Origin of the sequence: Mesorhizobium sp. ISC11, from assembly GCF_037162595.1 — a bacterium.
Lineage (GTDB): Bacteria > Pseudomonadota > Alphaproteobacteria > Rhizobiales > Rhizobiaceae > Mesorhizobium > Mesorhizobium ciceri.
The window spans coordinates 757,259-770,457 of sequence record NZ_JAVSPW010000001.1 but is presented as its reverse complement, the minus strand read 5'-3'; the positions used below and the strand labels follow the sequence as shown (position 1 = coordinate 770,457).

At 63.7% G+C, this 13,199-nt stretch carries 11 protein-coding genes and 1 other RNA gene; 1 reads left to right on the top strand and 11 read right to left on the bottom strand.

The features are described 5' to 3' along the window. Genes ftsW through mraZ form a run of 9 tightly spaced genes read right to left on the bottom strand, consistent with a single transcriptional unit; the run spans window position 1 to window position 10,223 of the window. Window positions 1-1,152: a putative lipid II flippase FtsW gene (ftsW, locus tag RPF88_RS03900; protein ID WP_013530956.1), complete on the bottom strand. Its 1,152-nt coding sequence runs from the start codon at window positions 1,150-1,152 to the stop codon at window positions 1-3. Then, window positions 1,152-2,552, bottom strand: a complete 1,401-nt coding sequence (gene murD / locus RPF88_RS03895; protein ID WP_337121730.1) for a UDP-N-acetylmuramoyl-L-alanine--D-glutamate ligase — start codon at window positions 2,550-2,552, stop codon at window positions 1,152-1,154. The genes ftsW and murD overlap by 1 nt, the downstream gene beginning before the upstream one ends. A gap of 8 nt (window positions 2,553-2,560) precedes the next feature. Then, on the bottom strand, window positions 2,561-3,643 hold the full coding sequence (gene mraY, locus RPF88_RS03890) for a phospho-N-acetylmuramoyl-pentapeptide-transferase (RefSeq protein ID WP_013530954.1): 1,083 nt from the start codon (window positions 3,641-3,643) through the stop codon (window positions 2,561-2,563). A gap of 18 nt (window positions 3,644-3,661) precedes the next feature. After that, window positions 3,662-5,119, bottom strand: coding sequence for a UDP-N-acetylmuramoylalanyl-D-glutamyl-2,6-diaminopimelate--D-alanyl-D-alanine ligase (locus RPF88_RS03885; protein WP_337121729.1), 1,458 nt, complete (start codon window positions 5,117-5,119; stop codon window positions 3,662-3,664). Continuing rightward, window positions 5,116-6,570, bottom strand: a complete 1,455-nt coding sequence (locus RPF88_RS03880) for a UDP-N-acetylmuramoyl-L-alanyl-D-glutamate--2,6-diaminopimelate ligase (protein ID WP_127366319.1) — start codon at window positions 6,568-6,570, stop codon at window positions 5,116-5,118. The genes RPF88_RS03885 and RPF88_RS03880 overlap by 4 nt, the downstream gene beginning before the upstream one ends. A gap of 54 nt (window positions 6,571-6,624) precedes the next feature. Next, complete coding sequence (locus RPF88_RS03875) at window positions 6,625-8,334, bottom strand: peptidoglycan D,D-transpeptidase FtsI family protein (RefSeq protein WP_013530951.1); 1,710 nt, start codon at window positions 8,332-8,334, stop codon at window positions 6,625-6,627. After that, window positions 8,331-8,729 (bottom strand): cell division protein FtsL, encoded by a 399-nt coding sequence (gene ftsL, locus RPF88_RS03870; RefSeq protein WP_013530950.1) that lies wholly within the window; start codon window positions 8,727-8,729, stop codon window positions 8,331-8,333. The genes RPF88_RS03875 and ftsL overlap by 4 nt, the downstream gene beginning before the upstream one ends. Before the next feature lie 4 nt (window positions 8,730-8,733). Then, window positions 8,734-9,768, bottom strand: a complete 1,035-nt coding sequence (rsmH, locus tag RPF88_RS03865) for a 16S rRNA (cytosine(1402)-N(4))-methyltransferase RsmH (RefSeq protein ID WP_027160638.1) — start codon at window positions 9,766-9,768, stop codon at window positions 8,734-8,736. Continuing rightward, a complete protein-coding gene (gene mraZ, locus RPF88_RS03860; RefSeq protein WP_013530948.1) occupies window positions 9,765-10,223 on the bottom strand; it encodes a division/cell wall cluster transcriptional repressor MraZ in 459 nt (152 codons plus the stop codon). Before mraZ ends, rsmH begins: the two co-directional genes overlap by 4 nt. 409 nt (window positions 10,224-10,632) lie before the next feature. On the opposite strand from mraZ, the gene RPF88_RS03855 reads away from it, so the two are divergent. After that, a complete protein-coding gene (locus RPF88_RS03855; RefSeq protein WP_337121728.1) occupies window positions 10,633-11,760 on the top strand; it encodes a cystathionine gamma-lyase in 1,128 nt (375 codons plus the stop codon). A gap of 87 nt (window positions 11,761-11,847) precedes the next feature. Here RPF88_RS03855 and rnpB read toward each other — a convergent pair. Together rnpB and RPF88_RS03845 are read right to left on the bottom strand one after the other, a co-directional pair. Next, an RNA gene (gene rnpB / locus RPF88_RS03850) (RNase P RNA component class A) lies at window positions 11,848-12,257 on the bottom strand. Between the two features lie 50 nt (window positions 12,258-12,307). Further along, complete coding sequence (locus tag RPF88_RS03845) at window positions 12,308-13,039, bottom strand: lytic transglycosylase domain-containing protein (protein ID WP_013530946.1); 732 nt, start codon at window positions 13,037-13,039, stop codon at window positions 12,308-12,310. Between the last annotated feature and the right edge of the window lie 160 nt (window positions 13,040-13,199).

The window sequence follows — 13,199 nt, the reverse complement described above, 5'->3', positions numbered from 1 at the left end:
TCACTCCGCCGGCACGGCGCGTTGCGACAGGCCAAAGCCCATCTGCTTGCGCTTTTCCGGCCGCTTGCGTGTCAGCGCCAGCACCATCCCCATCGAGATGGCGATGGCGATCTGCGAGGAGCCGCCATAGGAGATGAACGGCAGCGTCATGCCCTTGGCCGGCACAAGCTGGAGGTTGACGCACATGTTGATGACCGCCTGCAAGCCGAAGACGGTGACGAGGCCGCCGACCGCGTAGCGGGTGAAATCGTCATGCTCCTTCAGCGCCGTGTTGAGGCCGCGCAGCACGATGAAGGCGAATATCGACATGATGAAGAAGCACATGATCAGTCCGAACTCTTCGCCTGCGACCGAGAAGACGAAGTCGGCATGGCTGTCGGGAATAACGCGCTTGACTGTGCCCTCACCTGGTCCGACGCCAAACCAGCCGCCATTGATCAGCGCGTCGCGTCCCATATCGACCTGGAATGTGTCGCCTTCGCCGGTAAGAAACTTGTCGATGCGCAAGGCAACGTGCGGGAACACCGTATAGGCGGCGAAAACGCCGCCGACGCCGGCGGCACCCAGCGCAACGATCCACAGCCAGGGCAGTCCGGCCATGAAAAACATGATGCCCCAGGTGCCGGTCGTCAGCATGGTCTGGCCGAGATCCGGTTGCGCCACCAGCAGCGACACGACCAGTACTAGCAGCAACATGGCGAACAGATTGCCGGGAATGTCGGGCTGGCGCTTGTGCTCAGCGAAAAGCCAGGCGCACATGATGACGAAGGCTGGTTTCAAAAATTCCGACGGCTGGATCGACAGGCCGGCAAGCGACACCCAGCGGCGTGCGCCCTTCACCTCGACGCCGATGTAGAGCACCGCCACCATCAGCACCAGCATCAGGCACAGCATGATCAGCGCCATGCGCCGGATCTGCCTGGAATCGAGGAACGATACAGCCAGCATCACGCCGAGCGCCGGTACGGTGAAGATGATCTGCCTGGTGGCGAAGTGGAAACTGTCGAGGCCGATGCGTTCGGCGACCGCCGGGCTCGCCGCGAAGGACAGCACGATACCGAGGCCCATCAGCGACAGGAACGCCGCCAGGAACCAGCGATCGATCGTCCACCACCAGGTCGCAACCGGACTTTTGTCGAGACGGCTCTGCATTATCGTGCCCCTCCGATGGGTTTCACACCCTCGATAGCATTCGCAGCTTGCCTGAAGGCTTCGCCGCGAACTTCGAAATTCTTGAACTGGTCGAAGCTGGCGCAGGCCGGCGACAGCAGCACCACCGCCTCGCCGCTGTCGTCCTTAGCCGCATCATGCGCGGCGTGCTCGACCGCCGCGGCCAGCGTGCCTGAAATCTCGTAGGGCACGGCCTCGCCCAGCGTCGCCGAAAACGCCGGCGCCGCCTCGCCGATCAGATAGGCCTTGGCGATGCGCGGGAAGAAACCGCGCAAGGGTTCGATGCCGCCTTCCTTGGGCAGGCCGCCGGCGATCCAGTAGATGCGTGGAAAGCTCGACAGCGCCGGCGCCGCAGCATCGGCATTGGTCGCCTTGGAATCGTTGATGAACAGCACATGGTCCTTGCGGCCCACCTGCTCCATGCGGTGCGCGAGGCCGGGAAAGCTTTCCAGCCCCGACTGGATCTCGCCAAGCTCCAGCCCGACCTTGAGGCAAGCGGCGACCGCAGCCAGAGCGTTCTGGGCATTGTGCTGGCCACGCAAGGAGCCGATGCCTTCGAGGAAGGCGACACGGCTGTAACGGCCGTGCACAGCTTCCATCAAATTGCTGCCATCGGCGAAATAGCCGTCGGTCAGCGGCAGGCGCTTGGAAATGCGGATGACATACCGCCCCGCCCGCTCCAGCCGCTCGGCAATCTGCGCGCACCAGGAATCGTCGATGCCGACGATCGCCGTCTCGCTGCCGGCCACCAGCCGCTCCTTGATCGCGGCGTAGTGCTGCATGGTGCCGTGGCGGTCGAGATGATCGGGCGTCAGGTTGAGCAGGATGCCGGCCGTCGGATTGATCGAGGGCGCGAGGTCGATCTGGTAGGACGAACACTCGACGACATAGTGCCGATCGGGCTCGGGCGGATCGAGCGTCATCACCGCGCGGCCGATATTGCCGCCCATCTGGGTGTCGCGTCCCGCGGCTTTCAGGATGTGCGCGGTCAGCGCGGTCGTCGTCGACTTGCCGTTGGTGCCGGTGATGGCGATGAAAGGCGCTGTCGGCGCGCTCAGCACCCGCTCGCGGCAGAAAAGCTCGATGTCGCCGATGATCTCGACGCCTGAGCCGCGCGCCAGTTCCACCGTCCAATGCGGCTTGGGATGCGTCAGCGGCACACCAGGCGACAGCACGAAGGCGGAGAATTTCGCCCAGTCGGCGCCGCGCAAATCAGCGGTCGCGATACCGGCAATGGCGGCCTTGGCCACACTGTCGGGATTGTCGTCCCAGGCCAGCACGTCCGCGCCGCCCTCGATCAGCGCGCGCGCCGTCGCGATCCCCGAGCCACCGAGCCCGAAGAGCGAAACGCGCTTGCCTGAAAAGGATGCGGCGGGGATCAAAGGGCTTCCTATCTCAGCTTGAGGGTCGACAGGCCGACCAGCGCCAGGATGACGGCGATGATCCAGAAGCGGATCACCACCTGGCTTTCGGTCCAGCCGAGCTTTTCGAAATGATGGTGGATCGGCGCCATCAGGAACACCCGCTTGCCGGTCATCTTGAAATAGCCGACCTGAATGATGACCGACAGGATTTCGACGACGAACAATCCGCCCACGATGACCAGCACGATCTCGTGCTTGGTGGCGACGGCGACCGTGCCGATCAGGCCGCCCATGGCCAGCGATCCGGTGTCGCCCATGAAGATAGCCGCCGGCGGCGCGTTGAACCAGAGGAAACCGAGGCCAGCGCCGATGACCGCACCGAGCACGACCGCGAGTTCACCGGTGCCGGGCACGAAATGGATCTGCAGATATTCGGCGAACACGGCGTTGCCGGAGAGATAGGCGATGACGCCGAAGGAGGCAGCCGCGATCATGATCGGCACGATCGCCAGGCCGTCAAGGCCGTCGGTCAGGTTCACCGCATTTCCGGCGCCGACGATGACGAAGCAGGAGAACGGAATGAAAAACCAGCCGAGATTGACGATGAATTCCTTGGCGAAGGGAAAAGTCAGCGACGACGAGAACGGCGCCTGGCCATTGTGCATGATCACCCAGGCGGCGATGCCGGCGATGACGAATTCCAGCGCCAGCCGTGCCTTGCCGGAAAAGCCGAGATGCGACTGCTTGGTGACCTTCAGATAGTCGTCGTAAAAGCCGATCGAGCCGAAGCCCAGCGTCACCAGCAGCACCACCCAGACATAGATGCTCGACAGGTTCGCCCACAAAAGCGACGAGCCGATGATGCCCGACAGGATCATCAGCCCGCCCATGGTCGGCGTGCCGGCCTTCTTGAAATGTGTCTGCGGCCCGTCGGCGCGGATCGGCTGGCCCTTGCCTTGCCGCAGCCGCAGCGAATTGATGATGGTCGGTCCAAAGATGAAGACGATCAGCGCCGACGTGATCAGCGCGCCACCGGTGCGGAAGGTGATGTAGCGGAAGACATTGAAGACCGAGACCTTGTCCGCAAAATCGACGAGCAGTGTGAACATGCGCTTTCGTCCCCCGACCTAGGTCTGTTTTCTGGTTGTCGATTCAGCCGGGAATTTGCCCAGCAGCGCATCGACCAGTTTTGCAAAACCGATGCCCTTCGACGATTTGATCATCACCACGTCACCCGGCTTGAGCGCGGCAAGCAGCACCGGCTTCAGCTCCTCGACACCGGCGCGGTATTCCGTCTTGATGTCAGCCGGCAGCGCTTCGGCCAGCGCCCGCATTTCCGGGCCGCCAAGAAAAACGGTCTGCGTGCCCGTGCCGACGATGAGATCGGCAAGGGCCGCATGCAGCTTGGTCGAATGGTCGCCGAGTTCGAGCATGTCGCCGAGCACGGCGATGCGGCGGCCCTCGCCCGTCACCGGCGTCGCGTTGAGCAACGCCATGGCTGCAGCCATCGATGCCGGATTGGCGTTGTAGCTTTCGTCGATCAGCGTGATCAGTCCACCGGGGTGGCTCGAAGTCGAGCCACCGGGATGGCGCAGCACATGGCGCTTGCCGCGCCCGCGCTCGGCGGAGAGATCGGCCAGTGCTGAAGCAACCTTGTCGAGATCGGCGCCGACCAGATGCGCCGCACCCAGCACCGCCAGCACGTTCTGCACCATATGGCGGCCGGGCGCGCCGATCCGCGCCGTCACTTCGTGGCCGCCGATCCTGGCGGTGATGTCGGAATGATCGGCATGCAGTTCGCATTTGGTGAGCTTGAAGGTCGAGCGCGCATTCTCGCCGAAGCCGTAGACGTGCTCGACACCGGCGGCATGGGCCATCTTGTCGAGCAGCTTGAAGCGGGCATCGTCGCGGTTGAGGACGGCGGCCCCCTCGGGCTCCAGCCCCTCGAAAATCTCGGCCTTGGCCTTGGCGATCTCGTCCAGATTGCGGAAAAAGCCGAGATGCGCCGCCGCGATCATGGTGACGATGGCGACATGCGGCCTCACCATCTTGACCAGCGGACGGATCTCGTCGGGATGGTTCATGCCGATTTCAAACACGGCATAGTCGCAATCATCAGGCATCCGCGCCAAGGTCAGCGGCACGCCCCAGTGATTGTTGAAGGACTGCGCCGAGGCATGCACCTTGCCTACGGCTTGCAGCACATGGCGCAGCGCTTCCTTGGTGGTGGTCTTGCCGGCCGAACCGGTCACAGCGATGATTTTCGCGCTCGAGCGGGCGCGCGATGCAACTCCAAGCTTTTCCAGCGCGACCAGCACGTCCTCGACGACGATGATCGGCGCTGTCAGCCGGCCGAGCGACGGCAGCTTGCCTTCGGCCACCACCAGCACGCCAGCGCCAGCCTTGATGGCGGCGGTTGCGAAGTCATGGCCGTCCATCGCCTCGCCCTTGATGGCGAAGAAGGCGTCGCCCGGCTGCAGGCTGCGGCTGTCGATCGAAATGCCTGAAATGCCATCCGGCATCGGCCCGAGCGGCCGCCCGTCCATGGCGGCAACCAGCGCTTCGGAGGTCCACAGCAAGCTCATGCTGCGCGCTCCGTGAGTGCCGCGCGGACTTCCTCATGATCGGAGAAATGCAAGGTCTCGGAGCCGATCGTCTGGCCTTCCTCGTGGCCCTTACCGGCCACGATCAGCGTGTCGCCGGCATGCAGCATGGCGACCGCTTCGTGGATCGCCTGGCGCCGGTCGCCGATCTCGATGGCACCTGGAGCAGCGGCCAAAATAGCGGCACGGATCGTTTCCGGCACTTCGGAGCGCGGATTGTCGTCGGTGACGATGACGACATCGGCAAGCCGCGTCGCGATTTCGCCCATGATCGGCCTTTTTCCCCGGTCGCGGTCGCCGCCGCAGCCGAACACGACGATGACGCGGCCGGTGGTGAACGGCCGCACCGAAGCCAGCACGTTTTCCAGCGCGTCCGGCTTGTGGGCATAGTCGACATAGACCGGCGCGCCATTGCCGGTGGTGCCGACGAGGTCGAGCCGGCCCGGCGCGCCCTTCAGTTTCTCCAACGCCATTAAGGCCTTGGCGACAGGTGTTCCCGTGGAAATGGCAAGACCCGCCGAAACCAGCGCATTCGAAATCTGGAAATCACCGGCCAGCGGCAGGTCGATCTCGTAGAGCACGCCGTCGGCCTCGACTTCGGCCCGCTGGCGGTGGCGTTCGTGCTCGACCCGTTTCAGCCTGAGGAAGTCGCCATGGCGGCCGACCGTCAGCACATTGAGCCCGGCAGCCTTTGCGGCCACGGTCGTCGGCGCCGACCATGGATCGTCGGCGAAGATCACGGCCGGCGCGCCCTTCGGCAGCAACGTGTCGAACAGGCGCAATTTGGCGCGGTGATAATCCTCGATGGTCGGATGATAATCCATATGGTCGCGGCCGAGATTGGTGAAGCCGCCGGCGGCCAGCTTCACGCCGTCGAGGCGGCGCTGGTCGAGCCCATGGCTGGAGGCTTCCATCGAGGCGTGGGTGACGCCGGCATCGGCCAATTCCTGCAGCAATTGATGCAGGGCGACCGGATCGGGTGTCGTCAGCGAACCATAGTCGTTGCGCCCAGGCGCCACCACGCCGGTGGTGCCGATCGAAGCGGCGGCATAACCGGCTTGCTCCCAGATCTGCCTGGTGAAGGCTGCGACCGAGGTCTTGCCGCTGGTGCCGGTCACCGCGACCATGATCTCAGGCTGCTTGCCGAAATAGCGTGCCGCACTCTGCGCCAGCGCCAGGCGCGGATCGTCGACCGCCAGCACCGGAACCGGGAGCCCGGCAATGGTGCTGCCCTTGCCCGCCACGATCGCGGCCGCACCGCGCGCGGCGGCATCTGCGGCATAAACGGCACCGTCGGCCTTGGTTCCGGCGAGCGCAAAAAAGACAACGCCCGCTTTTACCTGGCGGGAATCCGAAGAAATCCCTGTAACCTCCAGATCGACGGAAGCTATTCCCTCGACGGGCAGGATACCGGCTAGATCTCTGAGCTTCATCGAGTCCCGTTCACCGCAACAAAATAGCGCGCTGTTGCCGGCGCGCCCTAAGAATCACTGATAGGAAACCAGCGTTGCACCATTTTCATGGCTGAAATCTGGCTTCACGCCAAGCATGGCAGCTGAACGCCTGATGATATTGCCGGCCATAACCCCAGCATTCGCAGCCGCGACATCCGTCATGCCGGGCTTTTCCGGGTGCGGGGCATCGGCAATGGTAAACACCAGATACTGCGGATCGTCCATCGGGAAGGCGGCGACGAAGGTGTTGAAATTCAAGTCCTTCGAGTAGCGGCCATTGATGACCTTCTCGGCGGTTCCGGTCTTGCCGCCAACGCGGTAGCCGGGGACTCTGGCGTTTCTGGCAGAGCCCTTTTCGGCATTGAGCGAATAGAGGTAGCGCATGCCTTCGACGGTCTTTTCGCTCACCACTCTCTTGGCGGTGGCCATCGCTTCCGCCTGCGTCCGCACCAGAAAGGTGGGGTTCATCAGGAAGCCGCCATTCATCAACGCCGCGCAGCCCACAGCCGCTTGCAGCGGCGTCGTCGACACGCCATGGCCGAAGGCGATGGTGAATGAATTGACCTGTTTCCAGACCTTCGGTTCAGTCGGACGGGCAGTCTCCGGCAATTCGGTCTGCATCCTGTCCAGAATGCCAAGGCGATGCAGGAATTCGCGATGCCCCTCGATGCCGACCATCTCGGCTTCCCTGGCCGACCCGATGTTGGACGAGTAGAGGAACACCTCCGGCAACGACAGCACACGGTTCTTGCCGTGGAAATCGTGAATGGCCTGATGGCCGACCCGGATTGGATGCGAAGCATCGAAGCGGCTCGCCATCGTCGCTTTGCCGGAATCGAGCGCCATGGCTGAGGTGAAGCTCTTGAAGGTCGAACCCATCTCGTAGAGGCCCGCCGACATGCGATTCAGCCGGTCCTTGTCTTGTGCGTTGTAGGGATTGTTCGGATCAAAATCCGGCACCGAGGCCATGGCCACCACTTCGCCGGTCTTGACGTTGAGCACAACGGCGCCGGTGCCCATGGCACGATAGCGCTCCAGGCCGGCGGCGATCTCGTCGCGCACGACATGCTGCACGCGCAGATCGATCGAAAGCTTTACCGGCTTGAGATCCTTGGCAATGGCAAGGCCCGACGCCTGCAGGTCGCTCAGCCCCTGCTCGTCGACATATTTCTCCATGCCGGAGATGCCCTGGTTGTCGATGTTGGTGAGCCCGACAATGTAGGACGAGGTCTCGCCGCTCGGATAGAAGCGGCGCTTTTCGGTGCGGAAGCCGAAACCGGGAATGCCGAGCTGCATGATGTCGGACTGTTGCTTGGGCGTCAGCTGCCGCTGCAGCCAGACGAAACCGGCGCCGCTCTTCAGCTTATGGTAGGTCTGCTCATAGTCGATGTCGGGAAGCACCGTCGACAGCTTCTCGATCGCCTCGTCGGCGTCGACAATCCGGCGTGGTTCTGCAAACAGCGACGCCGTCTTGATGTCCGTGGCCAACACTTCGCCGTTGCGGTCGACGATGTCGGGCCGCGATGCCGTCACCCGGCTCTGCGGACCGCCCGACATATCGGGGGTCTGGAAGCCGAGATAGACCAGCCGCCCTGATATGGTCGAGAAGATGCCGAAGAACACCGCCATCGTCATGACGATGCGCGTCCTGCCCTTGCCGCCGGTCGCCTTGCGGGCGCCCTCGACCACGATCGATCCATCTTCACTCGTCCTGGCGCGACGTTTCAGCAGTTTACCGATCATTGGGCGATGCCTCCGGTCACCACGGGATCCCTGCCGTCCGACGGCGCCTTGCCGCCCGAACTATCAGCCATGCCGCCCTGGCGTCCCGACAAGATGTCCTGGATGTCAAGGGATTTGGCCGGCAGGTCGCCGACACCGCCGATCTGGCGGGCGCTGACCGGCTCGAGTTCGAGCTGCGACTTGTAGAGTTCGGCGAGCTTCTGCAGCCGCGACGGCTGGGTAAGCAGGCTCCAGTCGGCCTTGAGCAGGTCGATCGTGTCCTCCTCATAGCGTATCTGCGCATGGATCTTCTGCACGGCGGCCAATTGTTCCTCGGCCTCGCGCTTGGCCTTGTAGGTAAGGGCCGCGACCGCAACCATGACGGCGATCAGGACAATGTCGCTGGTACGAAACACTTAGCTACCTCTCCCCCGGCCGGTCGATACCGGGAAGCTTTGGAAGGCCGAAAATCGAAAAGTCGCTGCCGCGCGCCGGCGCCTGGGTGCGGACCGCCGCGCGCAGCCTGGCCGAACGGGCGCGCGGATTGGCCGCCACCTCGGCGTCGCCGGCCGTCACGCCGCCGCCCGCCTTGCGGAACGTCGCGGTGCGCGCATGCGCCTCGGGCAGGTGACGCGAGCCGGTCGCGACATCGGCCCGGTCGGCGATGAAACGCTTGACGATGCGGTCTTCCAGAGAATGGAAGGTGACCACGGCGAGCCGTCCGCCCGGCTTCAGAGCGCGTTCGGCCGCAAACAGGGCCTTGGCCAGTTCGCCAAGCTCGTCATTGACAAAAATGCGCAGCGCCTGGAAGACGCGCGTCGCCGGATGGATCTTGTCCTTCGGCGCCCGGCCGATATGCGTCTCGATGGCGTCGGCGAGTTCCAACGTGCGCTCGAACGGGCGCTTTTCGCGGCGCGCCTCGATCATGCGGGCAATGCGTCCGGCATGGCGCTCCTCGCCGAGGAAGCCGAAGATGCGGGCAAGATCGCCCGGCTTGAAGGAATTGACGACGTCGGCGGCGCTGAGGCCCGATTGCGCCATGCGCATGTCGAGCGGCCCGTCGGCGCGGAACGAAAACCCTCGCTCCGCCTGGTCGAGCTGCATCGAGGACACGCCGATGTCGAGCACGATCCCGTCGGCGCTCTCGACATGTTCGTCCAGCGTCGAGAACGGCGCCTGCACCAGCCGCAGCCGACCACCCGACTGCACTTCAAGATCGCGCCCGGCCGCAATGGCATCCGGATCGCGGTCGATCGCCACCACGGAGGCGCCTGTCGCCAGAATGGCCCTGGTGTAGCCGCCGGCGCCGAACGTGCCGTCGATGATGAGGTCGCCCTGCGCCGGCGCCAGTGCTTCGAGCACTTCGGCAAGGAGGACCGGAATGTGGCGGGCCGATCCGCCAACGGCGTGCCCATCTACGGCGCGAGGAAGGTCATCGCCGTGGCCTGCCGTCATTCCGGTCGCTCCCCAGGCTTCGTCCCCTGCCGAAGCTGCAAAAGCCGTGCCCGCGCCTGCGCCCCATAGGCGGCAAGCCGTCCCGGCTCCCAGATCTGAAAGAAATTGCCGCGCCCGACAAAGGCCACTTCCGCCGAGATGCCGGTGTGTTCGCGAAGGAAATCGCTCATCGTGATGCGGCCGTCCTGGTCGAGTTTCAAGAAGGTTCCGTCGCCATGGCAGAAGAACGACATATCGTCCGCCGTCTGCAGGAAGGGATCCTCGAGCGCTATGCGCTGCTCGTAGCGGTCGAGCAGGTCGAGCCCGCCGACGTCCATCGCCGGCAGGTCCAGGCAGCGCAGCGCATAGAGTTCCGAATAGCCGCGCTTCTGCACGACGGCACGGAAATGCGCGGGAACGGACACCCGCCCCTTCGCATCGATCCTGCTCACCGTGTTTGACAGAAACCGGTCCATTAAACGCTACAGCCGCTTGCGCCGCCGCACCCCTCTGCATCTTGTCGCACGCGCCGCCGCAGCGCGTTCCCTGCCCCGTATCAACCTCGTCCGCACAGCCAAAAACCAGCAAACGCGCAGCCGCCGCGGCTGCCCGATTGGCGTACGCTTTACCCTGACACGGAACGAAGGCTTTGATGTCTGGATGGGATATCATGGGGCACTATGGGCGTCAACGGGAATAGGCTTCACAAACACGCGCGCCCGACCAAAGAGAGCAGCCGTGACGACACGTCTCGTCTTTATGGTCTATTAAGCCTAACGAAGCGTTTAGAGCCGCCTGGCCCAACCGGACGCGCCTTGCCGCGAGCCGCTGCCGGGCATAGCGTCTCGCCACATCCAGCCGGTCACCAACAGGGTCTGAAATTTGATGTCTGAAACAGCAAAGTCACGCGCTGCAGCGCTTCCTCACCTGCGTCGCAGCGGGCTTGCCATGGGCGATTCCATTCCCCTGCCGCTGACCATGGCCGCCATCTTTCATGCGCCCGGCGACGCCACCGGCTTCAACCAGTACGGGCGATTCAGCAACCCGACCTGGGACGCGGTCGAGCATATGCTGGCCCATCTGGAGGACGCGCCCTGCGTCGCGTTCCCTTCCGGAATGGCGGCAATCTCGGCGGCGTTTTTTGCCGTGCTCAAGGCCGGCGACCGTATCCTGCTGCCATCGGACGGCTATCACACGACACGAGCGCTGGCCGAGCGCTTCCTCAAGCCGCTCGGCATCACCTATGATGTCAGGCCGACTTCGACCTTCCTCGATGGCGGCTTCGATGGCTATCGGCTGGCATTTGTCGAAACCCCTGCCAATCCGGGGCTGGATATCTGCGATATCGCCGCCGTTGCCGGTGCTGTCCACAAAACCGGCGCGATTCTTGTGGTCGACAACACGACCATGACCCCTTTCGGCCAACGACCGCTCGACCACGGCGCCGATATCGTCGTTGCCGCCGACACCAAGGCACCCAATGGCCATTCCGACGTGCTGTTCGGCCATGTCGCCAGTCGCAATGCCGATATCATCGCCGCCGTGACCGGCTGGCGCGAAGTTTCCGGCAGCATTCCCGGTCCGTTCGAAGCCTGGCTGGTGCACCGCGGCCTGGAGACACTGGATGTGCGCTTCGATCGCATGTGTTCCTCGGCGGAAGTCATCGCGCGGCGACTGCAGGGCCACAAGGCAATCAGCGGCCTGCGTTATCCCGGGCTGGAAGGCGACCCGTCGCACAACCTAGCCCGCGCCCAGATGGAGCGCTTCGGCTTTCTCATCTCTTTCGAACTCGCCTCGGAAGACAAAGCCGAGGACTTCATCAACAATTGTGCCCTGATGCAGGCCGCGACATCCTTCGGCGGCGTCCACACCTCCGCCGAGCGGCGCCTGAAGCGAGGCGATGCGGTCTCCGCCGGTTTCGTCCGCCTCTCGGTCGGCTGCGAGCCGGTGGAAGAGCTCTGGAAAGCGATCGAGACGTCGCTGGACGGGATCAGCGGCTCCCGGCTCGGATGAACGGCCGGACAGGCTTGAATCAACAGGCGCGCCCGAGGGCGCAACCTGCTGATTTCAAGAGATTTCTCTTGATATCGGGGGAGAGAAATTGCCAGCTGGCCTGTAAGCCGGGTTCTGTATGGCCCTCGTCCCTTGCGAGGCGAGAACGTGGCGGCCATTCATCTTGGGCGCATGTTGCCATGCGCCTCACGCAACCTACCCGGACGGTGAGCCGGAAACAGCCCTCGAGGGTTTCCCCTCGCACCGTCCCTATTCGGTCTTGCTCCCGGTGGGGTTTACCGTGCCGCTCCTGTTGCCAGTCGCGCGGTGGGCTCTTACCCCACCCTTTCACCCTTGCCCCGAATCCGGCAAGCCGGATCGTGGCGGTTTGCTTTCTGTGGCACTTTCCCTGGGGTCGCCCCCGCCGGCCATTAACCGGCACCGTGTTTCCATGGAGCCCGGACTTTCCTCACCCACGACCTTTCGGCGTTTGCGGGTGCGGCCGCCCAGCCAGCTGGCAGAGCGTATAAAGGGGTTCACGCCCGAAAACGCAAACGAAAAAGCTGACTTATGCGGGCGATCCAAGCGCAGCCATCTGCACCTTGACCTTGCCGCAATAGGCTGCCGACACGGGGTTCATCCGCGTTGCGGCGTGCCCGGCATTGTATTTCAGAATGGTGCCGCAGGTCGTGCCGCCACCGAGGCTCCGTGCCATGGCAAGGTATTTCATGCCGTATTTGATGTTGGTGTCGGGATCGAACAGGCCCTTGGCGGAGCCGCTATAGCCCATCATCCGAGCCGTGGCCGGCTTGATCTGCATCAGGCCGATCTCGCCGGCGCTGCCGACGATGTTGGGCCGGTAGTTGCTCTCGATCTTGATGACCGCCGAGGCGAGCGACACGGGCACGCCTTCGATCGCCGCATAGCGGGCAACGATTGCGGAATACTGGCCGCTGCTCGCCACCGCGGCCGTCGACTCCGCCGCGTTCCTGAGGCCGATCGATGCCGTTCTCGTCATGTCGACGGTCTTGCGGCCGCGCTTCGTCTGCCTTTTGGCAATGGACTTCTTCGGTTTGGACCAGCTTGCCTTTTCCGCTTTGGCGGAAGCCCGCTTCGTCTCCGCTTTGGCGGATGCCTGCTTTGTTGCCTTGGCGTCGTGGCCTGCCTTGCCGCTTTTTGCGGATACCACGGGAAACCCTTGATCGGCCCGCGGGCTGAATGACGCTGCATGCGCCGCACTGAAGGCAAAAGTCATTACGCCGGCAGCAAGAGCTGCCGTTAAAACGGTAAATTTCTGCATGTGATCCTGTTCTGTCTGAACCGCGCGAAGATGTTCACGCAGCAACGCCTAACCAACGTCGGAACAACCCGGGGGGCTTGGGGTCCGACATCTACACGTCAGCCGTTTGACGCCCGAATTGGTGTCAAACAAGGCCAGGCAAGTCACTTTGAGTGACAGC